Origin of the sequence: Pseudoxanthomonas sp. J35 (assembly GCF_000513995.1) — a bacterium.
In the GTDB taxonomy this organism is placed as follows: domain Bacteria; phylum Pseudomonadota; class Gammaproteobacteria; order Xanthomonadales; family Xanthomonadaceae; genus Pseudoxanthomonas.
Map to the genome: position 1 here is coordinate 255,317 of NZ_AZVB01000001.1, position 24,493 is coordinate 279,809.

The window sequence follows — 24,493 nt, forward strand, 5'->3', positions numbered from 1 at the left end:
GGCAGGTGTTGCCTCCGTGGTGGTCCGGAATACGTAAACGTAAGGGCGACGTTAAACCGCCCTCATGTGTGACGCATTCTGCACTGCGGCGATACGCCGGCACGTGTTTCGGGATGGACTCCCCTGCCCCTCAGGCCGGAGCCCGACCGTGGCCGCAGCCGGGCCCGCCGCAGCCGTCGTCGTGGCCCTCCTCCATCTGCAGGGTCACGTGGCGGATGCCGTGGCGCTGCTCGAGCAGCCCGGCCAGCCCGCGGCGCACCTCCGAGGCATCGACCCCGGCCACCACCACCACGTGCGCGGTCATCGCCGGGGTGCGCGAAGCCAGGGCCCAGACGTGCAAGTCGTGGACCCCCTCCACGCCCGGGTGACCGCGCAGGTCGGCGTCCACCGCGGCCAGGTCCAGGCCGCGCGGCACGCCTTCCATCAGTACGTTGAGCGCCTCGCGCGCCAGCACCCAGGTCCGCGGCAGCACCCACAGGCCGATCATCACCGCCAGTACCGGGTCGATCCACACCCAGCCGGTCCAGCGGATCAGCAGCGCGGCGACCACCACCGCCAGCGAGCCGAGCATGTCGCTCCAGACCTCGAGGTAGGCGCCCTTCATGTTGAGGCTCTCGCCGCTGCCGGCATGGAGCAGGCGCATGGCGACGAGGTTGCACACCAGCCCGACCAGCGCCACCGCCAGCATCCCCATGCTGGCGACCGGCAACGGCGCACGGAAGCGCTGCCAGGCTTCCCACAGGATGTAGCCGGCCAGCGCGAACAGCAGCATGCCGTTGGCCAGCGCACCCAGTGCCTCGAAGCGGGCGTAGCCATAGGTGCGCCGTGCATCCGGCGGACGCCGCGACAGCCGCACCGCGACCAGGGCGATGGCCAGGGCCAGGGTGTCGGTGGCCATGTGCGCCGCGTCGGACAGCAGGGCCAGGCTGTTGGTGAACCAGGCGCCGGCGAACTCGACCAGCAGCACCGTGGCGGTCAGGCCAAGCGCCCACCACAGCGGTCGTTCGTGGCGGATCTTCGCGGGGATATGGCTGTGCCCGCCCGGGCCATGGTGGTGGCCATGGGCGTGGCCGTGTCCATGCTCGTGGTCGTGGTGGCCGTGCCCGGCCTCGTGATGGTGGTCGTGGTCGTGATGGTGGGCCATGCCGCGCACTATCGGTTTCCTGCGCAGCGGAGACTATTACAGTCCCGCGGCTCCGGCGCCGGGAACGGCGCGGCGGTGCCCGGACCGTCCTGGTAGTACATGCGCCGACCGCGCACCAGGTAGCCCGGGCCGAGCCGGTAGTCCGAGCGCGAGAAGCCGCCACCGCCAGGCGAGGCCGGATGCGAGTGAATGGTCTCGGCGGTCATGTGCGGATGGCTCAGCGGGCAGGCGAAGCTCATCCGGCACCAGTGGCTGCGCTGGCTGGTGAACAGCATCACGGCCAGTTCGCCGCCGCTGGTCCGGCAGATGTTCCCGCAGCTCTCGTGCCCGGTGTCCTCCTGCCGTTCCGCCATCCAGGCGCCTACACGCAGCAGGAACTGCTCCTTCGACTCCGGCGGCACCTGGCGCAGTGTGGTCACCAGGCTGGCGGTCTCGGCAGCGGCATCGGCGGCCGTGGCAGTCCCGGTCGCCAGCGCGGCGGCCAGGAGCACGATGGCGGCGGCGTGGTGGGGGACACGCATCGGGCCTCCTCGGCTTCATCGCCAGGCCTGGCGCGCGGGCGCCGGCCGGGCGGATCGCGGCGCATCGACAGCGCCTGCATCGAGTGTACGCCTGCGGGCCTGTGGTTCCTGCTACGCCTGCGGAAACGCGGGCAAAGCCCTGCGGGAACCATGCCTTCGGGCACGCCGCGTTGTGATCGCGGTCGGCCATCGGCTAGGCTGTCGCGCACGCAGCAGAACGTCAGCGGCCTGCAAGCCCCTGATCCTTCTGCCGCCCACGGGGGAAAGCAGGGATGATGGACACGGTCGGAGAGCCGGCGCCACGCGCATATCTTTGGACCTTCGGTAACGCCGAATTCGACGAGGCGCGCTGGGAACTGCGCGTCGCCGGCCAGCCGGTCGAGGTCGAGCGCAAGCCGCTGGAAGTGCTCCAGTACCTCCTGCGCCACGCAGGCGAAGCCGTCACCAAGGACGAACTGCTCGCCTCGGTCTGGGCCGGCCGCATCGTGGTCGAAGCCGTGCTGACCAACACCATCGGCAAGCTGCGCCGGGCCATGAACGACGAAGGCCAGGCAGTGATCACCACCCTTGCCCGTGTCGGCTACCGGTTGTCGGTGCCGGTGTCGCGCAAGGTGGTGGAATTCCTGCCGGAAGCCAGTCGCCTGTCGGTCGGCGACGCGGTACCGCGTCGCCCCAACTGGAAGCTCGCCACTCCGCTGGCCCGCACCGAGGGCAACGAGGTATGGCTGGCGCGCCATGCCAAGACCGGCGACACCCGCGTGTTCAAGTTCAGCCTCGCAGGCACCGGCCTGGACAGCCTGAAGCGCGAGGTGACCATCGCCCGCCTCCTGCGCGAGGCGCTTGGCGACCGCGACGACTTCGTCCGCGTCCTGGACTGGGATTTCGAGGCCGCGCCCTACTTCGTCGAGGCCCGGTACGACGGCGTGAGCCTGGATCGCTGGCCCGAAGGCCAGGACATCACCACCCTGCCGCTGGAGCAGCGCCTGGCGCTGTTCGCCGAGGCCGCCGAAGCCGTGGCCGCCGCGCACGGCGTCGGCGTGCTGCACAAGGACATCAAGCCGGCCAACCTGCTGGTCTACGAAGCCGACGGCGCCCCGCACCTGCGCGTGGCCGACTTCGGCAGCAGCCGGCTGTTCGACAGCGGCAGCATCGATGCGCTTGGAATCACCCGCCTGGGCCTGACCCGGACCCAGGCGCTCGCCGACGACACCACCGGTACCCCGCTGTACCTGGCCCCGGAACTGACCGCGGGCCAGTCCCCCACGGTCAGGAGCGATATCTACGCGCTGGGCGTGACCTTGTACCAGCTGGTCGTCGGCGACTTCCGCCGTCCGCTCTCGCCGGGCTGGGAGCAGGACGTCGACGATCCGCTGCTGCGCAGGGACATCGCCGAGGCCGCGAACGGCGACCCGGCCAGGCGTCCGGCCTCGGCCGCCGAACTCGCCGGAAGGATCCGCACGCTGGAGGCGCGCCGCGGGCAGCTGGCGCTGGAACAGGCGGTACGGGCGCGGGTGGAGGAAGGCGAACGCAGGCTGGCGAAGGCGCGCGCGCGGCGACCGTGGGCCATCGCCGCCGGCGTGCTGCTGGTGGCGGGCCTCGGCACCACCAGCTGGCTGCTGCAGCGCTCCATCGCCGCCGAACGCAGGACCGCCGAGCAGTACACGCGCGCCGAGCAGCAGGCCAGGCGCGCGGAAGCCGTGGTGCAGTTCCTCAGCAAGGACCTGCTCAGCGCGCTGGCGCCGGGCGGCAGCGCCTACGAGAAGGAACCGACCATCAAGGACATGCTCGACCACGCCTCGGCGAGCATCGACGGCAAGTTCAAGGACGACCCCGCCACTCTCGGCAGCGTGCAGAGCGCTCTGGGCGTCTCCTGGCGCTCCTTGGGCGACCGCGGCAAGGGCGAGCGCCATCTGCGCGCCGCCGTGGCCAGCTACGAAAAGGCGTTCGGCCCGGCCGACGAGGTCACTGTCCGCGCGCGCTACGAGCTGGTCGGCATGCTGGCCTACGCGCAGAAGTTCGCCGAAGCCGCCGCCTACCTGGAGGAAACCGACGCGCTGGCCGGCGCGCGCCTGGGCGACGAAAGCCTGGTGGCGCTGCGTGCCGCCTACCTGCGCGGCGTGCTCCATAACCAGCAGCAGAAGGTGAAGGAAGCCGAGCCCGCCCTGCGCCGGGCCGACCAGCTGCAACGCCTGGTGCTGGCCGACGACGCGCAGCTGGGCGCCGGCATCCGCGTCAATCTCGCCGACACCTACCTGCGCCTGGACAGGCTGGACGACGCCGAGGCCCTGCTCAGGGAAACGCTGGCCGATCCGCGCTACGCGGCGGAGAAGATCGGCGACATCTATGTCTCGGCCCTGCACATGAACCTGGCGCGCGTGCTGCGCAACCAGGGCCGTTACACCGAAGCGCTGCCGCTGGCGATGACCGCCCAGCAGGCCTCGGCCAGGGTCATGGGCGAGAAGAGCTGGCAGGCGCTGGTGCAGCTGTCGACGGTGGCCAGCATCCAGTCGCGTGGCGGCGACTGCCCGGCCGCGCTGGCTTCCATGCGCACCGTCCATGCCGGCATGGTGGAAAGCTTCGGTGCCGATTCGCAGGGCACCCTGGTCGAGGCCGGCAACCTGGCGGAGCAGGAAGCCGAATGCGGCGACCAGGTGGCGGCGATGCGCCTCCTCGAGGACATCGTCGCCCGGCTGCGCAAGGAAGGCGGCGACGCCAACCCGCACGCCCAGGTCTATACCTTCACCCTCGCGCAACTGCTCACCCGCCAGGGCCGCCATGCCGAGGCGCTGGCGCGGATGGCGCCACTGGATCCGGAGGTCCTCACCGCCGGCGACTCGACGCCCGGCTGGCGCCACCGGCTCCAGGCCCTGCGCGGCGAGAACCTGCTCGGCACCGGCGAGGTCGAGCGTGGACGCGAGCTGCTGGCCGAAGCGCTCGAGGGCCTGGAGGACCTGAAGCTGGACGAAGCCGGCGAGCTCGACCACCTCCGCGCGCTGCTGCGCGGCTGAGGGCGCCCTGTGCGGGCCCTTCCGCGCCCGCACAGGGCCAGAACACATCGGCCCGTGCCTCGCGTCGGAGATGCCGCGACCGTGGCCCGCACACCCGGGCAGGACAGACGCTTCCCGTTGGCTCCCGCCTGGCCCGAGGCCGCAACGGCCACCGCCTGCGGCGCGAACCCGTGGGCGGCGCAACCGGCGCAACATGCGCCCACCCTCTGTCCAGCCATGACCGCCGTTCAGCACACGGGGCCGGGCCTGCGGGCGATAATTGGGCATGGACCGTACCGCCACCATGACGCCAGCTGCGCAATCCCCCGAGCAGACCCCACCCGACCTCCGCCTGATCGAGGACTGGAAGCGTCGGGTCGCCGGCGTGCCGGTCCCACTCGCGGCCATGCTCCAGGAACTGGTGGACGCCCACGGCCCGGCCCTGGCCGAGCACTTCTACGACGGCTTGCTGGCGGATCCGCGTGCCGCCCGCTTCCTCGATCCGGGCCAGGTCCAGGAACGGCTCAAGCCATCGCTGCAGCGCTGGGCGCGGCAGCTGGTGCGCGCCGGGATCGATGACACGGCGGACCTGCAGCGACTGCACGAGCACATCGGCCACGTGCATGCCCGCATCGGCATCCCGGTGGACCTGGTCGGGCGTGGCATGCGCATGCTCAAGGAGGTCCTCTACGCGGCGATCCGCCAGCGCGCCGGCGACGACGCCCTGGCGCTGGAGGCCTGCGTGCACGCGGGCGTGCTGTTCGACCTGGCTCTGGAATCGATGACCCGCTCCTACACCCGCTCGCGCGAAGCCGCCGGCGAACTGGACGGCTCGTTCCGTCTGTTCTCGCTGATCCAGAACGTAGGCACCGAACGCGAGCGCCAGCGCGCCCTGCTGCTGGCCTGGGAGAACGCCCTGCTCTACGCGCTGACCGCCGAACAGCCCGGCCCGGTGGAAAACCTGCTGCTGTCGCGTTCGGAGTTCGGCCTGTGGTTCCTGCACAAGGGCCTGGCCAGCTTTGGCGAGACCACCGAGACCCGCCAGGTCGGCGAGCTCACCGAGCGCATCGACGGCGAGCTGCGCGAACGTCTGCCCGCGGCCGCCGACGCCGCCGGCCGCCGCGCCCTGCTCGAGGACATCCGCGGCTGGACGGGCGAGATCCGCAACCTGGTCGGGATCCTGTTCGAGGGCATCGGCGACCTGGAGTCCGGTCGCGACGCCCTCACCCGCCTGCTCAACCGCCGCTTCCTGCCGACCATCCTGCGCCGCGAAGTCGCGCTGCAGGCCAATACCGGCCGCCAGTTCGCGGTGCTGATGCTGGACCTGGACCACTTCAAGTCGATCAACGACAACCACGGCCACGAGGCCGGCGACCGCGCCCTGCAGCACGTGGCCTCGATCCTGGTCGAGAACACCCGTGGCAGCGACTACCTGTTCCGCTATGGCGGCGAGGAGTTCGTGGTGGTGCTGGGCTCGGTCAGCCAGACCGAGGCGGTGGCCATCGCCCACGCCCTGCGCCGGGCGATCGCCGAAGCGCCGCTGGCGCTGCCCGGCGGCGAGCGCCTGCAGCTGACCGCCAGCATCGGCGTCGCAATGCAGGACGGGCACCCGGACTACGAACGCGTGCTCGCCCGCGCCGACGCGGCCATGTACCAGGCCAAGCGCGGCGGCCGCGACCGCGTGGTGGTGGCCGACGGCCCGCTGCCCGAGCCGCCCGGCCAGCAGGCCCTGCGGGGCTGAGCGGGGCCGCGGCCGGTACAATCGGCCGCCCCGCAATATCCCCGAGCCGATGTCCAAGCCAGCAGACAAGTCCGCAGCGCCCGAACACACCCCGCTGATGAAGCAGTTCTTCGCCGCCAAGGCGGAGTACCCGGACCTGCTGCTGTTCTTCCGGATGGGCGACTTCTACGAGCTGTTCTACGACGACGCGCGCAAGGCCGCGCGCCTGCTCGACATCACCCTGACCCAGCGCGGCAGCTCCGGCGGCGCGCCGATCCCGATGGCCGGCGTGCCGGTGCACGCCTACGAGGGCTACCTGGCGCGGCTGGTGGCGCTGGGCGAGTCGGTGGCGATCTGCGAGCAGATCGGCGATCCGGCGGCGAGCAAGGGCCTGGTCGAGCGCAAGGTGGTGCGGATTGTCACTCCCGGCACGGTCACCGACGAGGCGCTGCTGGACGAGCGCCGCGACACCCTGCTGATGGCGGTGGCCCGCGGTCGCAACGGTTATGGCCTGGCCTGGGCCGACCTGTCCGCCGGCCGCTTCCTGGTCAACGAGGTCGAGAACACCGACCAGCTCGAAGCCGAACTGGCACGCCTGGAACCGGCCGAACTGCTGGTGCCGGACGAGGAAGGCTGGCCCACGCTCTCCGCCGGCGCGCTGCGGCGCCGGCCGCCGTGGCTGTTCGATCCGGACAGCGGACGCCGCCAGCTGCTGCGTTTCTTCGGCCTGCACGACCTCACCGGCTTCGGCATCGACGACCGCCCGCTGGCCATCGCCGCCGCCGGCGCGCTGCTGGGCTACGTCGAGGAGACGCAGAAGCAGCAGCTGCCGCACCTGACCTCGATCGCGCTGGAAACCTCCGGCGAGGCGATCGCGATGAACGCCGCCACCCGCCGCCACCTGGAACTGGACACCCGCGTCGACGGCCAGACCCGCCACACCCTGCTGGGCGTGCTGGACTCGACCATCACCCCGATGGGCGGGCGCCTGCTCCGGCGCTGGCTGCACCGGCCGCTGCGCGACCGCGGCGTGGTCGGCGGCCGCCACCATGCGGTGGCGACGCTGGTCGAGCAGCGCGCCGACGACGGCCTGCGCGACTGCTTCCGCGGGCTCGGCGACGTCGAACGCATCCTCACCCGCGTCGCCTTGCGCTCGGCGCGGCCGCGCGACCTGTCGACGCTGCGCGATGCGCTGGCCCTGCTGCCCGGCATCCGCCAGGCGCTGGCGCCGCTGGATTCGCCGCGGCTGCAGGCGCTGTCGAACGAACTGGGCCAGCACGACGAGATTGCCCACCTGCTGGCTTCTTCCATCGCCCCGCAGCCGCCGCTGAAGCTGGCCGACGGCGGCGTGATCGCCGAGGGCTACGACGCCGAGCTGGACGAGCTGCGGCGGCTGTCGACCCATGCCGACCAGTTCCTGGTCGACCTGGAGGCGCGCGAGCGCGCGGCCACCGGCATCGCCACGCTGAAAGTCGGCTACAACCGGGTCCACGGCTATTACATCGAGATCAGCAAGGGCCAGTCCGACAAGGCCCCGGTGCACTACACCCGGCGCCAGACCCTGACCGGCGCCGAGCGCTACATCACCGAGGAACTTAAAGCCTTCGAGGACAAGGTGCTGTCCGCGCGCGAACGTGCGCTCGCACGCGAGAAGTTCCTCTACGACGCGCTGCTGGATTCGCTCAACACCGTGCTGGAGCCGCTCAAGCGCTGCGCCGCCGCGCTGAGCGAACTGGACGTGCTGGCCTGCTTCGCCGAGCGCGCGCAGGCGCTGGACTGGTCGCGCCCGGAGCTGACCGACGCGCCCTGCCTGTGCATCGAGCGCGGCCGCCATCCGGTGGTCGAGGCGGTGCGCGAGGAGCCGTTCGAGCCCAACGACCTCGAACTCTATGGCGACCGCGACGGCAGCGCGCGGCGGATGCTGGTGATCACGGGTCCGAACATGGGCGGCAAGAGCACCTACATGCGCCAGAACGCGCTGATCGTGCTGCTGGCGCACATCGGCAGCTTCGTTCCGGCGGCGCGGGCGCAGATCGGCCCGATCGACCGCATCCTCACCCGCATCGGCGCCGGCGACGACCTCGCGCGCGGCCAGTCCACCTTCATGGTCGAGATGGCCGAGACCAGCTACATCCTGCACCACGCCACGCCGCAGTCGCTGGTGCTGATGGACGAGATCGGCCGCGGCACCTCGACCTACGACGGCCTGGCCCTGGCCGACGCGGTGGCGCGCCACCTCGCTACCGTCAACCGCTGCTGGACCCTGTTCGCCACCCACTACTTCGAGCTGACTTCGCTGGCCACGCCGGAAAGCGGCATCGCCAACGTGCACCTGGACGCGGTGGAGCACGGCGATTCGCTGGTGTTCATGCACGCGGTGCGCGAAGGCGCGGCCGACCGCAGCTTCGGCCTGCAGGTGGCGGCGCTGGCCGGCCTGCCGAAGGCGACGCTGCAGCAGGCGCGTCGCCGCCTGGCCGAGCTGGAGCAGCGCGGTCGCGAGACGCACGCGGCCGAGGTCGCCCCGCAGGCGCTGGATGCGCCGCAACAGTTCGGCCTGTTCGCCGCCGCGCCTTCGGCGGCGCAGGAAGCACTGGCCGCACTGGACCCGGACGAGCTGACGCCGAAGCAGGCGCTGGAAGCCCTCTACCGGCTGAAGTCGCTGCTGTAACGCATCGTCGCCGTTGGCCACGCAGGGCCCCGGGTGCGCTTTGCTTACCCGGGCTACGCGTCGTGGCGCCGGGCTTGCCCGGTCCCACGCACCGGAGGTGGTGTCGCGGCAGGCAGCGGGGCAAGCCCCGCTCTACGAGGCGGCCTTTCCCGCTTTCCCTCCGGGAGCGGGGCGGAGTACCTACATCGCACGGGTGTCGGCGGGTGGGTTCATCCAGTTGTCGTGCAATCCGTCGGCGTAGTGCATCGGCCCGGAAACCAGCTCGTCGATGCTGGCGTCGTCCAGGGTGTTGACCTGCACCGAAACAAAGGCGCCACCGGCCTGCGGGATGTAACCGTGCCCGTAGACCGTCACGCCGCAGCGGCTGCAGAAACGGTGGTGGATGTTGCCCTCGCCCCAGTCCTTGGCGTAGTCGCCCAGCGCTTCCTCGCCCTGCAGCAGCTGGAAGTCCTTCGGCGTCGCGCTCCAGTTACGGATCTTGCTGCAGTAGGTGCAGTTGCACTTGCCGGTGCCGGCAGCCAGGTCGAGCGTGGCCCGGTAACGCACCGCGCCGCAGTGGCAGCTGCCGTGGCAGGTCCTGTCCATGCTTCAGGCCTCCTGGGCCGCTGGCTGGAACGGATGAGCCGCCGCCAGCTCGTCGTCGCGCGCGTTGGCGGCCACCGCCGCCGGGCGCGACGCATGCAGCTGGGCGAAGGCGGTGAACGCCGGCCTCTTCTCCAGCGCGCCAATCCACATGTAGTAACCGAGGAAGGCCGCCATCAGCAGGTCGGCGGTGGTGAAGCGGTCGCCGACCAGGTGCTGGCGCCCGGCCACCGCCTGCTCCAGCGTGCGCAGCAGGTCGGCCTCCGTGCCGTAACCGGCGGCCAGCGGGTTGGCCAGGGCGCCGGTCTCCTTCGCGGTCAGCAGCGATTCCACCGGGCCGGCGAGGAAGAACAACCAGCGGTAGTAGCTGCCGCGCTCCGGCGAGCCGACCGGCGGCGCCAGGCCCGTCTCCGGCACCAGGTCGGCCAGGTAGGCGCAGATCGCGGCGTTCTCGGTGACGACGAGGTCGCCGTGCCGGATCGCCGGCACCTTGCCCATCGGATTGATCGCCAGGTATCCGGGCGACTTCATCGTCGTGCCGAAGTCGAGCACGACTTCCTCGTAGGGCAGCCCGGTCTCCTCCAGCATCCAGCGGGTGATGCGCGCCCGCGACTGCGGGTTGGTGTAGAAGGTCAGCGTCTTGCCCATCGGTCGTCTCCGTCACTGGAAGGAACCGGAAGTCTGCAGCGGGGCTGCTGACAGCAAGTGTCAGTAGCGTTGCACACTCCCCCTCCCATCGGGAGACGTCTGGCGAGAGGGTCGGTGCCCGACGGTATCGGATAAACCGTTTGGCAACCGCGAAAGAAGCCCCGGGTGGGCGGACGTCCGTCGGTGCCTCAGGTGTGCTGCGCGCCCGGTCCTCTCCCCTGCCCCTCCCCCGGGGGGAGAGGGGTAATCGGATCACTGCTCCGGCTTGCGCGGCGGCCCAGGCATTGCTGCTCCCAGCGGCGCAGCAGCTGGTGGCGCTGTTCGGGATACGGGCGGCCGGTGTTTTCCAGCTCCAGCACGCGGTCGGCGCGGAAGTGGCGGAAATCGGCGCGTGTCTCGCACCAGGCCGCGAGCAGGCGCATGTCGTCGAGGAAGGCCATCGCGAACGGCCACACCACCCGCTCGCTGTCGCGTCCTTCCGCGTCGCGGTAGCGCATGCGCACCGCGTGGCCGTCGCGGATCGCCTGGCGCAGCGCCGGCAGCCACGGTTCCGGGTCGCGTGGGCGCCAGTGCGGGGCGAACAGGCCGCTGGTTTCCACCTGCAGGCGCAGGCGTTCCGGCAACACCCCGGTGATCCGGTCCAGCGCGCGGTTGGCGGCGGCAGCCAGCTCGGGATCGGCATGCGAGGCCACCCAGCGTGCCCCCAGTACCAGTGCCTCCAGCTCCTCGTCCGGGAACATCATCGGCGGCATCACGAAGCCCGGGCGCATCCGGTAGCCGACGCCGACGTCGCCGTCGATCTCCGCGCCCTGCGCGCGCAGCGCGTCGATGTCGCGGTAGACCGTGCGCAGGCTCACGCCCAGGCGCGCGGCCAGCTGCGCACCACGCACCGGACCGCGCCGCTGGCGCAGTTCGTCGAGCATCCGCAGCAGGCGCGTGGCGCGGGTCGTCATCCGTTCGGGGCCTCGCACGAAGGGCCCCAAGCATAGCGGCGGAGGCGGCTTTGATCGCAGTCAATGCCGCCGCCCACGCACCGGCGGATAAGAACGGTGGAAGCCCCACCGGAGATTCCTGCGATGCGCCACCGCGCCACCCTCCTCGCCACTGCCCTGGTCCTGGCCTGCGCCAGCCTGCACGCCGCCACCCCGGCGCCCGCCGCATCCACCACGCCCGCGCCCGACGCGGCCTCGCTGCGCGAGACCGCCAAGGCACTGTTTGGCCCGATCCCGCAGAAGATCGACGAGGTGCGCGGGGAGAAGATCACCCCGGCGCAGATCGAGCTGGGCAAGTCGCTGTGGTTCGAACCGCGCCTGTCGCGCAGCCACGTGCTCAGCTGCAACACCTGCCACAACGTCGCCACCGGCGGCGCCGACAACGTCCCCACCTCGATCGGCCACGGCTGGCAGAAGGGCCCGCGCAACTCGCCGACCGTGCTCAACGCGGTGCTCAACGTCGCCCAGTTCTGGGACGGCCGCGCCGCCGACCTCAAGGAACAGGCCAAGGGCCCGGTCCAGGCCAGCGTCGAGATGAACAACACGCCCGAACGCGTGGAAGCGACGCTGCGCAGCATCCCCGGCTACGTCGAAGCCTTCGGCAAGGCCTTCCCCGGCGAGCGCGACCCGGTCAACTTCGAGAACATGGCGCGTGCGCTGGAAGCGTTCGAGACCACCCTGGTCACGCCGGACTCGCGCTTCGACCAGTTCCTCGCCGGCAAGGACAGCCTCGACGCGGCCGAACTGCGCGGCCTGTCGCTGTTCATCGACAAGGGCTGCAGCAGCTGCCACAACGGCCCAAACATCGGCGGCCAGGCCTACTACCCGTTCGGCGTGGTCGAGAAGCCCGGCGCGCAGGTGCTGCCAACCGGTGACAGGGGCCGCTTCGCGGTGACCCAGACCGCCAGCGACGAATACGTGTTCCGCGCCGCGCCCCTGCGCAACGTCGCGCTCACCGCGCCTTACTTCCACAGCGGCCAGGTGTGGGACCTCGGCCAGGCCGTGGCGATCATGGGCAGCAGCCAGCTGGGCCACGAACTCGACGCCGGCGAGGTCGAAGCCATCACCCGCTTCCTGCACACGCTCACCGGGCGGCAGCCGGTGGTGTCCAATCCGGTGCTGCCGCCGAGCACGGCGACCACGCCGCGCCCGGAGTGATCCACCACGCTGCGGCGGGAGTAATCTCGACAGCCCCCGGAGCGGCGGGCAGGTGGACGGTCGACAGTTCCAGCAGGGCGCGGGCCAGGAGCGTGGCCCGCGCCCCGTCGCCTGGCCCCTCCGCGCTGCGGACCTCGTGCTGGACCGGATGCGCTTGGCCTTTCCCGGGTCGCAAACGCCCCGCAAACGATAGCTCGCTCCTATCGTTAAGTTCGCAACTAACAATTTTCATTGATAGCCCAACATACCTAACCTGTCGCTCGACGATTCACCGCGGCTACGGAAGCGCCCCCGCACCGGCTCTTCCACCGCGAAAGTGCCGGCGAAGCCACGCCGGCGGATCCTGCGATCCGCATCGCTTCAATCCGTCGCCACGCACCGGCGACACCAGAGCAGAGGGGCAGTCCCATGTCGACCGAAACGAAGTGTCCTTTCCACGCCGGCGCGGCCGGCACCGGCACCACCAATCGCGACTGGTGGCCGAACCAGTTGCGCCTTGACCTGCTGAGCCAGCACTCGGAGAAGTCCAACCCGCTGGGCAAGGACTTCAACTACCGCGAGGAGTTCAGGAAGCTGGACTACGCCGCCCTGAAGAAGGACCTGCTGGCCCTGATGACCGATTCGCAGGACTGGTGGCCGGCCGACTTCGGCAGCTACGTCGGCCTGATGATCCGCATGGCCTGGCACAGCGCCGGCACCTACCGCGTCGGTGACGGCCGCGGCGGCGGCGGCCGGGGCCAGCAGCGCTTCGCCCCGCTCAATTCGTGGCCGGACAACGTCAACCTCGACAAGGCGCGTCGCCTGCTGTGGCCGATCAAGAAGAAGTACGGCCAGAAGATCTCCTGGGCCGACCTGATGATCCTGGCCGGCAACGTCGCCCTGGAGCATGCCGGCTTCCGCACCTTCGGTTTCGGCGCTGGCCGCGAGGACACCTGGGAGCCGGACCTGGACGTGTACTGGGGCCGCGAGAAGACCTGGCTGGGCAGCGACGAGCGCTATGCCCGCGGGTCGGAAGGCGTGCCCAAGCCCGAGGGCGAGAGCGTGCTGGTCTCCGAGGACGATGCCGACGGCAAGGTCCACAGCCGCAACCTCGAAAACCCGCTGGCCGCGGTGCAGATGGGCCTGATCTACGTGAACCCGGAAGGCCCCGACGGCAACCCGGATCCGCTGCTGGCCGCGCACGACATCCGCGTGACCTTCGGCCGCATGGGCATGGACGACGAGGAGACCGTCGCGCTCATCGCCGGCGGCCACACCCTCGGCAAGACCCATGGCGCCGGCCCGGCCGACCACGTCGGCCCGGATCCGGAAGCGGCCGACCTGGAAATGCAGGGCCTGGGCTGGGCCAACAGCTTCGGCACCGGCAAGGGCGCCGACACCATCACCTCCGGCCTGGAAGTGACCTGGACCAGCACCCCGGCGCAGTGGAGCAACGACTTCTTCAAGTTCCTGTTCGACTTCGAGTGGGAGCTGACCAGGTCGCCGGCCGGCGCCCACCAGTGGGTGGCCAAGGACGTCGAGCCCTTCATTCCGGGCCCGACCCCGGAGTCGCCCAAGCGCAAGCCGACCATGCTGACCACCGACCTGTCGCTGCGCTTCGACCCGATCTACGGGCCGATCTCGCGCCGCTTCCGCGACGATCCGCAGGCCTTCGCCAACGCCTTCGCCCGCGCCTGGTTCAAGCTGGTCCATCGCGACATGGGGCCGAAGGCGCGCTATCTCGGTCCGGAAGTGCCGGCCGAAGACCTGATCTGGCAGGACCCGCTGCCGAAGCCGGTGCACAACCCGACCACCACCGACATCGCCGACGCCAAGGCGAAGATCGAGGCGCTGGGCCTGCCGGCCGGCGACCTGGTCACCCTGGCCTGGGCTTCGGCCTCGACCTTCCGCGGTGGCGACAAGCGCGGCGGCGCCAACGGTGCGCGCATCCGCCTGGAGCCGCAGCGCGGCTGGCAGGTCAACCAGCGCGCGATCAAGGTGCTGGAGAAGCTGGAAGCGCTGCAGCCTGAGACCCGCCTGTCGCTGGCAGACCTGGTCGTGCTGGCCGGCGGCGTGGCGATCGAGCAGGCGGCCAAGGCGGCCGGCGTGTACGTCGAGGTGCCGTTCACCCCGGGTCGCGTCGATGCGGCGCAGGAGCAGACCGACGTCGACTCCTTCCGCCACATGGAGCCGTTCGCCGACGGCTTCCGCAACTACATCAAGGGCCCGTCGGAAGTGCCGGCCGAGCACCTGCTGGTCGACAAGGCCCAGCTGCTGACCCTGACCGCGCCGGAGATGACCGTGCTGGTCGGCGGCCTGCGCGCCCTCGACGCCAGCTGGGATGGCAGCCGCCACGGCGTGTTCACCGATCGCCCGGGCGTGCTGAGCACCGACTTCTTCGCCAACCTGCTCGACATGGCCTACGAGTGGAAGCCGGCTTCGCAGGACCGCACGCTTTACGAGGTGCGCGAGCGCAAGGGCGGCGCGGTGAAGTGGACGGCGACCCGCGTGGACCTGGTGTTCGGCTCCAACTCGGTACTGCGGGCGCTGTCCGAGGTCTACGCCTCGTCGGACGGCCAGGAGAAGTTCGTGAACGACTTCGTCGCCGCGTGGACCAAGGTGATGAACCTGGACCGCTTCGACCTGCTGGCCTGATCGACGCGCTACCTGCTGCACCACGACGGCCCGGCGCCCAGCGCCGGGCCGTTTGTTCGTGACGTCCTGCACTCATGGCCTGGGATGCGCGGGACAGCATGCGCTGCCGATGGGAACGGCGGGCGCGGCCACTGCCCGGCCGCGCGCCTCGAGCGACCCGGCGTTCGCGGGGGTTCTGCGCGCTCCCAGGTGCGCCCGCTGGCGCGCAGCACGCTGCGAGGGCATGCCACCTCCAGGATGGGGCCTGTTCCCGGCGGCCCGGCGAAGCCGGCCTGTTCCTGCAAGCAGCGACGTCGCAGGTTCCGTCGGCGCCCGCGGACAGGCGTATCGTGGCCTTCCCGTCCTCCGGGTAAGGAGACCGCCATGAACACGCAGCCCCTGCTCACCCAGGAACTGTTCGCGCAGTTGCAGGGTGCGCCCATCCAGCAGATCGCGCGCCAGCTCGGCACCGATCCGGCGCAGGCCAGCAATGCGGTGGCCACCGCGCTGCCGCTGCTGCTCGGCGCGCTGGGCCGCAACAGCGCGCAGCCGCAGGGCGCCGAGGCCCTGTTCGGCGCGCTGCAACGCGACCATGCCGGCGGCCCGGATATCGGCAGCCTGCTGGGCGCGGTGCTCGGCGGTGGTGGCAACAGCCGCCAGACCGACGGCGCGGCGATCCTCGGCCACGTCCTCGGCGGCGCGCAGCCGCGGGCGGCGCAGGGCCTGGGCCAGGCCACCGGCCTGGGCAGCAGCCAGGCGATGAAGCTGCTGGCGGTGCTGGCGCCGATCGTGCTGTCGTTCCTGGCCAACCGCAGCCGCGCGCAGGGCCTGGACGCCGGCGGCCTGGGCCAGCTGCTCGGCCAGGAGCGCGCGCAGGTGCGCCAGCAGTCCGGCGGCGGCGCGCTGGAATCGCTGCTCGACCGCGATGGCGACGGCGACGTCGACGCCAGCGACCTGCTGAACATCGGCCTGGGCCTGTTCGGCGGAAAGCGCTGAGCGCTTGCCGCGGTGACCGGCTCCGGACGGCGCCGCCGCAGCCCCAGGGGGGCGCCGGGAATGAACCATGGCGCTGGCGACGGTTGGCGCATCGCACGCCCCGCTGGCTCACCGCATCACGCCGCGGCTGCTGGTAGTGAGGCGGCTTCCAGGTGGCGCGCTTCGGACGCAGTCGCGGCAGCGCGACTTCGGGGGCGTAGAGGGCGTGGCTTCCATCGCCCCGCTCCTGGTGGGAGAGGGGCTTTGTCGCGCCTTACCCCCTTGGGGCGGCGGCCTCTTCCGAAGCCCGTGCTGTGGCTTTTCAAGGCATCGAAACCGGCACGTGCCAGGCTACGTCGCGTCGATGTCGCCCAGCGCCTGGATCAGGCGCCGTGCGCGCTTGTCCGGCTTGTGTTCCGGCGGACGGTAGCCGTCGCGCATGGCGGCGCGCTGCAGGCGCTGTTCCTCGCGGCGGGTCTTCGACTCGGCGGTTTCCTCGTACAGGGCCTGCGCCACCGGCGCCGGACCGCGGATTTCGCTGAGGCCGCGGACCACGATGTCGAACCGCTCCTCGCCGCGGGTGACCTGCAGCGATTCGCCCACCCGCAGCGAGCGCGAGGGCTTGGCGCGCTGGCCGGCGACGTCCACCTTGCCGGTTTCCACCGCCTGCTTGGCCAGGCTGCGCGTGCGGAAGAAACGCGCGGCCCACAACCACACGTCCAGCCGCACATGTTCCAGGGGTACTGCTTCAGTCACTGCGCTTGCCGCTGAAATCGGGCTTGATAGGGTCCGACGGAGCGGATGACCAGATCGTGACTTCCGCCTCCGCCGCACGCTGGCAGTCGCGGGAGACGTGGTAGTCGCGCCTGCGTTCCTCGTAGCGGGCACGCTCCTCGCGGGACAGTCCCGCGGGCGCCGGTGCGCTGTCGCGGTGTGCACGGTACTGCGCCGCGCAGGGACCCTGCGCGGAATCCAGAGCCGCGTACCGGTCGCCGGTCGCGCAACCGCCGAGAAGCGCCACCAGGCCCATGGCCGGCACGATGCGCGCCAGGGCCGCAATCTTGGACATCGCCATTACCGCTCCTTCCGTGGGAACCAGCCCAGTGTGCCGCCGAGGCCGCGTCGGGCGCCAGCCCGGCGCACGCAGCCGTGCGCGGGCGACGTCACCTGTAGAGCGGGGCTTGCCCCGCTACCTTTCGCCCGGTGTCGCCCTGGCAGGCGGGGACAGCGGGGCAAGCCCCGCTCTACAAGGGCACCCACGCCGGGGATGGCATGTGGGCGAGGAAGGCAACCGCGCCGGCGATGGCGGGCACGGCGGCCCGATTGCCAGCCACGGAAACGCGAACGGCCGCCCGGAGGCGGCCGTTGCGGATGCACCAGGGTGCGCGGCGATCAGCCGGCGGCCTTCTCGGCCTTGGCCTTGGCGACGGCGGCCAGGTCTTCCTTGATGCGGGCAGCCTTGCCTTCCAGGCCACGCAGGTAGTACAGCTTGCCGGCGCGGACCTTGCCGCGGCGCTTCACTTCGACCGAGTCGATGGTGGCGCTGTGGGTCTGGAACACGCGCTCGACGCCGTAGCCGTGCGAGATCTTGCGCACGGTGAACGACGAGTTCAGGCCGGCGTTCTTGATCGCGATGACCACGCCTTCATAGGCCTGCACGCGCTCGCGGTTGCCTTCCTTGACCTTGACGTTCACCACGACGGTGTCGCCCTGGCTGAACTTCGGCAGTTCGCGGGTGATCTGGGCGGACTCGAATTCCGCGATGATGGACTTGTTCAGCTTGCTCATGGTGACCGACTCTTCAGTTCGGGTGGGCGTGTCGTATTCGACAACTTAGGGCTGGCGCAGTCGCCGGATTGCGCTGCGCGATTGTTGTTGTGGATGCCTGCCTCGGCGCCCGTGGTGGGCCTGCCGCCCGCAGGAATCCGGCATTGTAACGGGTCCGGGCCGCCCGTGGCTAGTCGCCCGACCGGCGGTGGACCGCCTCAGCCGGCCGCCGGCTCCGGATTGCCGTCCGGGCGCTGTTCCAGCGCGGCCAGCCCTTCTTCCAGCAGCTTGCGGTCGGCCTTCGACAGCTCGCGGCCCTCCAGCAGGTCCGGGCGCCGCTGCCAGGTACGGACCAGCGCCTGCTGCCGGCGCCAGCGGGCGATCGCGGCATGGTTGCCCGAACGCAGCACGGCCGGGACGGTGCCGTAGGCGTGCTCGACCGGGTGGCTGTAGTGCGGGCAGTCCAGCAGGCCATCCTCGAAGCTGTCCTGCTCGGCCGAGCCGGCGTCGTTCAGCGCCCCGTCCTGCAGCCTCGCCACCGCGTCGATGACCACCGCCGCCGCCAGTTCGCCACCGGACAGCACGTAGTCGCCGATCGACAGCTCCTCGTCGACCTCGGCCTGCACCAGACGCTCGTCCACGCCCTCGTAGCGGCCGCACAGCAGCACCAGGCGCGGCATGGCCGCCAGTTCGCGCACGCGCTTCTGGTCCAGGCGCCGGCCCTGCGGGCTCAGGTAGACCACGTGCACCGGCGCCGGATCGGCTTCGCGCACCGCGGCCAGGCAGCGCCGCAGCGGCTCGACCAGCATGACCATGCCCGGGCCGCCGCCGAAGGTTCGGTCGTCGGTCTTGCGGTAGTTGCCGTCGGCGTAATCGCGCGGGTTCCAGCCGTGCAGGCCGATCAGCCCACGCTCGCGCGCACGCCCGGTGACGCCGAACGCCGTGCAGCGATCGACCTCTTCGGGGAACAGGCTGACGATGTCGAGGCGCATGGAAAGCCGGGATTGGTGATTCGGGATTGGTGATTCGAAGAAGCAGGAAGCGCTGGCGACCAGCTGGGACCGGCGGAACGAGCGTACCGCTCTTTCCAATCACCAATCACCAATGACGAATCACGGCTCCTAGAACTCCGGATCCCAGTCGACCGTGATCGTGCCGGCTTCGAAATCCACCGACTTCACGTAGTCCGGCTGCACGAACGGGAGCATGCGCTCGCGGTCGCCACGGACCACCATCACGTCGTTGGCGCCGGTGGAGAGCAGGTGCGAGACCTCGCCCAGGTCCACGCCCTCGAGGGTGACCACGCGCAGGCCTTCCAGGTCCACCCAGTAGTACTCGCCTGGCGCCGGCGGCGGCAGGGCCTCGCGCGGGACCAGGATCTCGGTGCCGCGCAGGGCCTCGGCGGCGTCGCGGTCGTCGCAGCCCGGCAGGGTCGCGACCACGTGCTTGCCGGTGTCGCGGCCCTTCGCGCCGCGCAGCTCGCGCTCGACACCGTTGGCCGAGCGCAGGATCCATGGCTGGTAGCGGAAGATCTGCGCGCGCGGCTCGGTCCAGGACTCGAGCTTGACGTCGCCGCGCACGCCGAAGGCGCCCGTCACCCGGCCCAGCAGGATCAGCCGTTGCGGCTTCCGCGGGTAGGTGGGACGCCCTTCGTCGTTCATGCGTGCGGTGAGGCCGCCGGGCTACCGGCGGCCTGCCGGCTCAGGCGGCGGCCGCCTGGGCCTTGGTCGCTTCCTTGTACAGGCTGCGGACCTTCTCGGTCAGCTGGGCGCCGTGGCCGACCCAGTGGTCGACGCGGGCGATGTCCAGCACGATGCGCTGCTCGTTGCCGGCGGCAACCGGGTTGTAGTAACCGACGCGCTCGATGTTGCGGCCGTCGCGGGCGCTGCGCGAGTCGGTGACGACGATGTGGTAGAACGGACGCTTCTTCGCGCCGCCGCGGGTGAGACGGATCTTGACCATGGTGTTTTCGTGTTGCCCAGTCGCCAGGATGGCGAGGTAAGCCGGCAATTCTAGCGGATCAGGGCGGCCAGGAAAACCACCCGCCTCCCCCGGCCGGCCTGCCCCGGCGGCATGCCCGCCCCCCCCGGGATATCCAAGCAGCTGCGCCGCCGCGGGACCGTGCGCCGCCGCCCACCGCCACCCGGCTGTTGCGGAATACGCGCCATTCCAACCCGGCATACCCGATCAGGCGCATTTCCGGCATGAGCCATGACCATAGTCACGCCCTGTGGCGGGACGGGTTCCGTAACATCGACCCTGCATCGTGGCACGCGCCGTGCCGGTCGCTCCTTGTCGACGGGCGCGCCGCCCGGCGGGGGAAGCGGCGCCTCCTGCCGGACCGCCCGGCAACCACCCCGAACACTCCCAACGGCGGGCCCCTGGCCCGCCGCCCTACGGACACATGATGAAAAAGCTGCCCCGCCTGTTCAAAGCGCTCCTGGTCCTCGGCCTGGTGCTGGCCCTGGTGCTCCTGTGGCGCGGCTGCAGCGGCGGGGACGAGGCGGCGCCCCAGGCGGGTCGGGGGGGCTGGGGCGAGCGTCCGCCGACCCCCGTGCGGGTGGCCACCGCCAGCCGCGGCCCGCTGGACCTGGAAATCAAGGCGCTGGGCACGGTCAGCCCGCTGCGCACGGTGACCGTGCGCCCGCGGGTCGAGGGCGAGCTGGTGCGCATCGCCTTCGACGAGGGCCAGCAGGTCCGCGCCGGCCAGCTGCTGGCGGAGATCGACCCGGCCCCGTTCAAGGTGCGCCTGGCCCAGGTCCAGGGCGAGCAGAAGCAGAACCTGGCCGAGCTGGAGAACACCCGCATCCAGCTCAAGCGCTTCCGCGACCTGGCCGGCGCCAACTTCGTATCCGCCCAGGAAGTGGCCGACCTGCAGGCGCGCGTACGCCAGTTCGAAGGCCGCCGCGAGAGCGACCAGGCCGCGGTCGACGAGGCGAAGCTGCAACTGGACTACACCCGCATCGTCGCGCCGATCGACGGCCGCATCGGCCTGCGCACGGTGGACGTGGGCAACCTGGTGCGCGCCGGCGACGAGGACGGCATCGCCACCCTCACCCAGACCCGCCCGATCAGCGTGGTGTTCGCGCTGCCGGAAAGCGTGCTGCCCACCGTGCAGGCCGCGGTGCGCGGCGGCAAGGCGCTGGCGGTGCAGGCCTGGGACCGCGACGAGCGCCAGCCGCTGGCCACCGGCAGGCTCTCCAGCCTGGACAACCGCATCGACGTGCAGACCGGCACGCTGCGCCTGCGCGCCCTGTTCGACAACGCGGACGAATCGCTGTTCCCCAACCAGTCGGTCAACGTGCGCCTGCGCCTGGGCAGCACCGACGTGGTTTCGATCCCCGACGCGGCGGTGCAGTTCGGCAACCGCGGCACCTACGTGTACGTGGTCGGCGAGGACGACACCGCCAGCGTGCGCGAGGTGAAGCTCGGCGCCAGCCACGAGGGCCGCGTCGCCGTGCTCGAAGGCCTGCAGGAAGGCGATCGCGTGGTGCTCGAGGGCCTGGACCGCCTGCGCGAGGGCGGCAAGGTGCAGGTGGTCGACGCCGACGGCGTGCCCACCGCGACGCCTGGAGCCGGCGACACCGCTGCCGCGAAGGCGGCTGCCGCGCAATGAACCTCTCCCGCCCGTTCATCCTGCGCCCGGTGGCGACCTCGCTGCTGATGCTGGCGCTGCTGCTGTCGGGCCTGTTCGCCTACCGCCTGCTGCCGGTCTCGGCGCTGCCCCAGGTCGACTACCCGATCATCCAGGTGCTGACCCTGTATCCGGGCGCCAGCCCGGCGGTGACCACGAGCGCGGTGACCGCGCCGCTGGAACGGCGCCTGGGCCAGATCCCGGGCCTCAACCAGATGAGCTCCACCAGCTCCGGCGGGGCCTCGGTGATCACGCTGCAGTTCGCGCTGGAGGTGGACCTGGGCGTGGCCGAGCAGGAGGTGCAGGCGGCGATCAACGGCGCCTCCAACTTCCTGCCGGACGACCTGCCGATGCCGCCGGTGTACCGCAAGGTCAACCCGGCCGACACCCCGATCCTGACCCTGGCGGTCACCTCCTCGTCGATGGCGCTGCCGGAGGTCTACGACCTGGTCGACACGCGCATGGCCCAGCGCCTGTCGCAGCTGCCGGGCGTGGGCCTGGTCAGCCTCGCCGGCGGACAGCGGCCTGCGGTGCGCATCCAGGTCAATCCGCACGCGCTGGCCTCGGCGGGGCTGGGCATGGGCGACATCCGCCGCGCGATCAACGCGGCCAACGTCAACATGCCCAAGGGCAGCTTCGACGGCCCGACCCGCGCGACCATGCTCGACGCCAACGACCAGATGCGTTCGGCGGAGGAATACCGCAACCTGGTGCTGGCCTGGAACAACGGCGCGCCGCTGCGACTGGGCGACGTGGCCACGGTCGAACAGGGCGCGGAGAACCGCCAGCTGGCCGCCTGGTCCGGCGAAACGCCGGCGATCCTGGTCAACATCCAGCGCCAGCCCGGCGCCAACGTGATCGAGGTGGTCGACCGCATCCACGCGCTGCTGCCGCAGCTGCGGGCGTCGATGCCGGCGGCGGTGGACGTGGGCGTGCTCAGCGACCGTACCGAGTCGATCCGCGCCTCGATCAAGGGCGTGCAGCACGAGCTGCTGCTGGCGATCGGCCTGGTGGTGCTGGTGACCTTCGTGTTCCTGCGCACCATCCCGGCCACGATCATCCCCTCCATCGCGGTGCCGCTGTCGCTGGTGGCGACCTTCGGGGTGATGCTGCTGGCCGGCTTCTCGCTCAACAACCTCACCCTGATGGCGCTGACCATCGCCACCGGCTTCGTGGTCGACGACGCGATCGTGATGCTGGAGAACATCGCCCGGCACATGGAGGACGGCGAAGGCCCGCTGGAGGCCGCGCTCAAGGGCGCGCGCCAGATCGGCTTCACCCTGGTCTCGCTGACCGTGTCGCTGGTGGCGGTGCTGATCCCGCTGCTGTTCATGGGCGACGTGGTCGGCAAGCTGTTCCACGAGTTCGCCATCACCCTGGCGGTGGCGATCGGCATCTCGCTGGTGGTCTCGCTGACCCTGACGCCGATGCTGTGCGCTCGCTTCCTCAAGGCCGGCCACGGCCATGGCGAGGGCGACGGGGCCGGCGCGCAGGGCGATATCTTCGACCGCGTGGTCGCGCTGTACGACCGCGGCCTGCACTGGGTGCTGGCGCGGCAGCCGCTGGTGCTGGCCGCCACCGCCGCCACCCTGGCGCTGACCGTGGCGCTGTACCTCGCCGTGCCCAAGGGCTTCTTCCCGGTACAGGACGCCGGCCTCATCCAGGGCATCAGCGAGGCGCCGCAGTCGGTCTCGTTCGAGGCCATGGCCAGGCGCCAGCAGGCGCTGGCCGCGGTCATCCTCGCCGACCCGGACGTGGCCACGCTCTCGTCGTTCATCGGCGTGGACGGCAGCAACGCCACCCTCAACAGCGGCCGCTTCCTGATCGAGCTCAAGCCGCATGCCGAGCGCAGCGCCGGCGCGCAGGAGATCATCGAGCGGCTCAAGCAGCGCGCCGCGACCGTGCCCGGCATCGACCTGTACCTGCAGCCGGTGCAGGAGCTGAGCATCGAGGACCGGGTCAGCCGTACCCAGTACCAGTTCGCGCTGACCACGCCGGACCTGGCCGAGCTGTCGCGCTGGACCCAGGCCATGCTGGAGGAACTGCGCAGGCAGCCGGCGCTGGCCGACGTGGCCAGCGACCTGCAGGACCAGGGTCTGCAGGCGTGGCTGGACATCGACCGCGACGCCGCCGCGCGCCTGGGCGTGCCGGTGTCGGCGATCGCCGACGCGCTCTACGACGCCTTCGGCCAGCGCCAGGTCTCGACCATCTTCACCCACGCCAACCAGTACCGGGTGGTGCTGGAGGCCGATCCGCGCTTCCAGCTCGGGCCGGAGGCGATCGGCCGCATCCACGTGGCCACCGCCGACGGCCGGCAGACGCCGCTGTCGGGCCTGGCCCGGGTGGAAACGCGGCCGACCGCGCTGCAGGTCAGCCACCTCGGCCAGTTCCCGGCGGTCACCGTGTCGTTCAACCTGGCGCCGGGCGCGTCGCTGGGCGAGGCGGTGGCGGCGATCGAGCGGGCGCGCGAGACCATCGGCATGCCCGCCAGCGTCGAGCTGCGCCTGCAGGGCGCGGCGCAGGCGTTCCGCAACTCGCTGTCCAGCACGCTGTGGCTGATCCTGGCCGCGGTGCTGGTGATGTACATCGTGCTGGGCGTGCTCTACGAGAGCTTCATCCACCCGGTGACGATCCTCTCCACCCTGCCCTCGGCCACCGTGGGGGCGCTGGCCGCGCTGCTGCTGTCCGGGCGCAGCCTGGACCTGATCGCGGTGATCGGCATCATCCTGCTGATCGGCCTGGTGAAGAAGAACGCGATCATGATGATCGACTTCGCCCTGGAGGCCGAGCGCGAGCAGGGCCTGGCGCCACGCGAGGCGATCCACCGCGCCGCGCTGCTGCGCTTCCGCCCAATCCTCATGACCACCCTGGCGGCGCTGTTCGCGGCCATCCCGATGATGTTCGCCTCCGGCTCCGGCGCCGAGCTGCGCCAGCCGCTGGGCCTGGTGATGGTCGGCGGCCTGGTGGTGAGCCAGGTGCTGACCCTGTTCACCACGCCGGTGGTGTACCTGTTCTTCGACCGCCTCGCCCGCCGCGGCGAGGACCCGGCCGCCGACGCCCGCACCGATGCGGCGGCTGCCTGAG

18 protein-coding genes and 1 pseudogene are annotated in these 24,493 nt (G+C 71.1%); 8 read left to right on the forward strand and 11 right to left on the reverse strand.

Features of this window, described 5'->3' with window-relative positions; translation table 11 throughout:
- Window positions 1-130: 130 nt before the first annotated feature.
- Both PSEJ35_RS15045 and PSEJ35_RS0101230 read right to left on the reverse strand, forming a co-directional pair.
- Complete coding sequence (locus PSEJ35_RS15045; RefSeq protein ID WP_084635391.1) at window positions 131-1,144, reverse strand: cation diffusion facilitator family transporter; 1,014 nt, start codon at window positions 1,142-1,144, stop codon at window positions 131-133.
- 8 nt (window positions 1,145-1,152) lie between these two features.
- Complete coding sequence (locus tag PSEJ35_RS0101230; RefSeq protein WP_028916191.1) at window positions 1,153-1,665, reverse strand: hypothetical protein; 513 nt, start codon at window positions 1,663-1,665, stop codon at window positions 1,153-1,155.
- 275 nt (window positions 1,666-1,940) lie between these two features.
- On the opposite strand from PSEJ35_RS0101230, the gene PSEJ35_RS17090 reads away from it, so the two are divergent.
- The 3 genes from PSEJ35_RS17090 to mutS all read left to right on the forward strand — a co-directional run bounded on the left by PSEJ35_RS17090 (window position 1,941) and on the right by mutS (window position 9,040).
- Window positions 1,941-4,673 (forward strand): winged helix-turn-helix domain-containing protein, encoded by a 2,733-nt coding sequence (locus PSEJ35_RS17090; protein WP_037082058.1) that lies wholly within the window; start codon window positions 1,941-1,943, stop codon window positions 4,671-4,673.
- Window positions 4,674-4,938: 265 nt separating this feature from the next.
- On the forward strand, window positions 4,939-6,393 hold the full coding sequence (locus PSEJ35_RS0101240) for a diguanylate cyclase (protein WP_156924693.1): 1,455 nt from the start codon (window positions 4,939-4,941) through the stop codon (window positions 6,391-6,393).
- Between the two features lie 49 nt (window positions 6,394-6,442).
- Complete coding sequence (mutS, locus tag PSEJ35_RS0101245) at window positions 6,443-9,040, forward strand: DNA mismatch repair protein MutS (protein ID WP_028916193.1); 2,598 nt, start codon at window positions 6,443-6,445, stop codon at window positions 9,038-9,040.
- Between the two features lie 180 nt (window positions 9,041-9,220).
- On the opposite strand, the gene PSEJ35_RS0101250 is transcribed toward mutS, so the two are convergent.
- From PSEJ35_RS0101250 to PSEJ35_RS15055, 3 genes and pseudogenes are all read right to left on the reverse strand, one after another.
- A complete protein-coding gene (locus PSEJ35_RS0101250) occupies window positions 9,221-9,625 on the reverse strand; it encodes a GFA family protein (protein WP_028916194.1) in 405 nt (134 codons plus the stop codon).
- A 3-nt stretch (window positions 9,626-9,628) separates the two neighbouring features.
- Window positions 9,629-10,270, reverse strand: a complete 642-nt coding sequence (locus PSEJ35_RS0101255; RefSeq protein ID WP_028916195.1) for a glutathione S-transferase family protein — start codon at window positions 10,268-10,270, stop codon at window positions 9,629-9,631.
- Window positions 10,271-10,557: 287 nt separating this feature from the next.
- Window positions 10,558-11,223 (reverse strand): annotated as a pseudogene (locus PSEJ35_RS15055) (YafY family protein); the annotation flags it as partial.
- A 123-nt stretch (window positions 11,224-11,346) separates the two neighbouring features.
- On the opposite strand from PSEJ35_RS15055, the gene PSEJ35_RS0101265 reads away from it, so the two are divergent.
- From PSEJ35_RS0101265 to PSEJ35_RS0101275, 3 genes are all read left to right on the forward strand, one after another.
- Window positions 11,347-12,420, forward strand: coding sequence for a cytochrome-c peroxidase (locus PSEJ35_RS0101265; RefSeq protein ID WP_028916196.1), 1,074 nt, complete (start codon window positions 11,347-11,349; stop codon window positions 12,418-12,420).
- A gap of 408 nt (window positions 12,421-12,828) precedes the next feature.
- Window positions 12,829-15,054, forward strand: coding sequence for a catalase/peroxidase HPI (gene katG, locus PSEJ35_RS0101270; protein ID WP_028916197.1), 2,226 nt, complete (start codon window positions 12,829-12,831; stop codon window positions 15,052-15,054).
- A gap of 363 nt (window positions 15,055-15,417) precedes the next feature.
- On the forward strand, window positions 15,418-16,029 hold the full coding sequence (locus tag PSEJ35_RS0101275; RefSeq protein ID WP_028916198.1) for a DUF937 domain-containing protein: 612 nt from the start codon (window positions 15,418-15,420) through the stop codon (window positions 16,027-16,029).
- A 330-nt stretch (window positions 16,030-16,359) separates the two neighbouring features.
- Here the strand turns inward: PSEJ35_RS0101275 and PSEJ35_RS0101280 are convergent, their stop codons facing one another.
- The 6 genes from PSEJ35_RS0101280 to rpsP all read right to left on the reverse strand — a co-directional run bounded on the left by PSEJ35_RS0101280 (window position 16,360) and on the right by rpsP (window position 19,737).
- Window positions 16,360-16,764, reverse strand: coding sequence for a S4 domain-containing protein (locus PSEJ35_RS0101280; RefSeq protein WP_028916199.1), 405 nt, complete (start codon window positions 16,762-16,764; stop codon window positions 16,360-16,362).
- On the reverse strand, window positions 16,757-17,083 hold the full coding sequence (locus tag PSEJ35_RS0101285) for a hypothetical protein (RefSeq protein WP_028916200.1): 327 nt from the start codon (window positions 17,081-17,083) through the stop codon (window positions 16,757-16,759). Before PSEJ35_RS0101285 ends, PSEJ35_RS0101280 begins: the two co-directional genes overlap by 8 nt.
- A 317-nt stretch (window positions 17,084-17,400) precedes the next feature.
- Window positions 17,401-17,796: a 50S ribosomal protein L19 gene (gene rplS / locus PSEJ35_RS0101290; RefSeq protein ID WP_028916201.1), complete on the reverse strand. Its 396-nt coding sequence runs from the start codon at window positions 17,794-17,796 to the stop codon at window positions 17,401-17,403.
- A gap of 197 nt (window positions 17,797-17,993) precedes the next feature.
- The gene (trmD, locus tag PSEJ35_RS0101295; RefSeq protein ID WP_028916202.1) at window positions 17,994-18,767 is read right to left on the reverse strand and encodes a tRNA (guanosine(37)-N1)-methyltransferase TrmD; all 774 of its coding nucleotides are present in this window, start codon (window positions 18,765-18,767) and stop codon (window positions 17,994-17,996) included.
- A gap of 129 nt (window positions 18,768-18,896) precedes the next feature.
- Window positions 18,897-19,436: a ribosome maturation factor RimM gene (gene rimM, locus PSEJ35_RS0101300; RefSeq protein WP_051412403.1), complete on the reverse strand. Its 540-nt coding sequence runs from the start codon at window positions 19,434-19,436 to the stop codon at window positions 18,897-18,899.
- Between the two features lie 40 nt (window positions 19,437-19,476).
- Window positions 19,477-19,737, reverse strand: a complete 261-nt coding sequence (gene rpsP / locus PSEJ35_RS0101305) for a 30S ribosomal protein S16 (RefSeq protein WP_028916204.1) — start codon at window positions 19,735-19,737, stop codon at window positions 19,477-19,479.
- A 445-nt stretch (window positions 19,738-20,182) separates the two neighbouring features.
- Between rpsP and PSEJ35_RS15060 the strand changes: the two genes are divergently transcribed.
- Window positions 20,183-21,391: an MdtA/MuxA family multidrug efflux RND transporter periplasmic adaptor subunit gene (locus PSEJ35_RS15060; protein ID WP_037082066.1), complete on the forward strand. Its 1,209-nt coding sequence runs from the start codon at window positions 20,183-20,185 to the stop codon at window positions 21,389-21,391.
- Window positions 21,388-24,492 carry a multidrug efflux RND transporter permease subunit gene (locus PSEJ35_RS0101315; RefSeq protein WP_028916205.1) on the forward strand — a complete coding sequence of 1,035 codons (3,105 nt, stop codon included), beginning with the start codon at window positions 21,388-21,390 and terminating at the stop codon, window positions 24,490-24,492. The genes PSEJ35_RS15060 and PSEJ35_RS0101315 overlap by 4 nt, the downstream gene beginning before the upstream one ends.
- The last annotated feature ends 1 nt before the right edge of the window (window position 24,493 follow it).

Coding starts and splice junctions, on each gene's coding strand:
- PSEJ35_RS17090 (WP_037082058.1), top strand. CDS start 1,941: ATGGACACGGTCGGAGAGCCGGCGCCACGCGCATATCTTTGGACCTTC.
- mutS (WP_028916193.1), top strand. CDS start 6,443: ATGTCCAAGCCAGCAGACAAGTCCGCAGCGCCCGAACACACCCCGCTG.
- katG (WP_028916197.1), top strand. CDS start 12,829: ATGTCGACCGAAACGAAGTGTCCTTTCCACGCCGGCGCGGCCGGCACC.
- PSEJ35_RS0101285 (WP_028916200.1), bottom strand. CDS start 17,083: ATGGCGATGTCCAAGATTGCGGCCCTGGCGCGCATCGTGCCGGCCATG.
- PSEJ35_RS0101275 (WP_028916198.1), top strand. CDS start 15,418: ATGAACACGCAGCCCCTGCTCACCCAGGAACTGTTCGCGCAGTTGCAG.
- PSEJ35_RS0101255 (WP_028916195.1), bottom strand. CDS start 10,270: ATGGGCAAGACGCTGACCTTCTACACCAACCCGCAGTCGCGGGCGCGC.
- PSEJ35_RS0101230 (WP_028916191.1), bottom strand. CDS start 1,665: ATGCGTGTCCCCCACCACGCCGCCGCCATCGTGCTCCTGGCCGCCGCG.
- rimM (WP_051412403.1), bottom strand. CDS start 19,436: ATGAACGACGAAGGGCGTCCCACCTACCCGCGGAAGCCGCAACGGCTG.
- PSEJ35_RS0101315 (WP_028916205.1), top strand. CDS start 21,388: ATGAACCTCTCCCGCCCGTTCATCCTGCGCCCGGTGGCGACCTCGCTG.
- PSEJ35_RS0101265 (WP_028916196.1), top strand. CDS start 11,347: ATGCGCCACCGCGCCACCCTCCTCGCCACTGCCCTGGTCCTGGCCTGC.
- rpsP (WP_028916204.1), bottom strand. CDS start 19,737: ATGGTCAAGATCCGTCTCACCCGCGGCGGCGCGAAGAAGCGTCCGTTC.
- PSEJ35_RS0101240 (WP_156924693.1), top strand. CDS start 4,939: ATGGACCGTACCGCCACCATGACGCCAGCTGCGCAATCCCCCGAGCAG.
- PSEJ35_RS15045 (WP_084635391.1), bottom strand. CDS start 1,144: ATGGCCCACCATCACGACCACGACCACCATCACGAGGCCGGGCACGGC.
- PSEJ35_RS0101250 (WP_028916194.1), bottom strand. CDS start 9,625: ATGGACAGGACCTGCCACGGCAGCTGCCACTGCGGCGCGGTGCGTTAC.
- rplS (WP_028916201.1), bottom strand. CDS start 17,796: ATGAGCAAGCTGAACAAGTCCATCATCGCGGAATTCGAGTCCGCCCAG.
- PSEJ35_RS15060 (WP_037082066.1), top strand. CDS start 20,183: ATGAAAAAGCTGCCCCGCCTGTTCAAAGCGCTCCTGGTCCTCGGCCTG.
- trmD (WP_028916202.1), bottom strand. CDS start 18,767: ATGCGCCTCGACATCGTCAGCCTGTTCCCCGAAGAGGTCGATCGCTGC.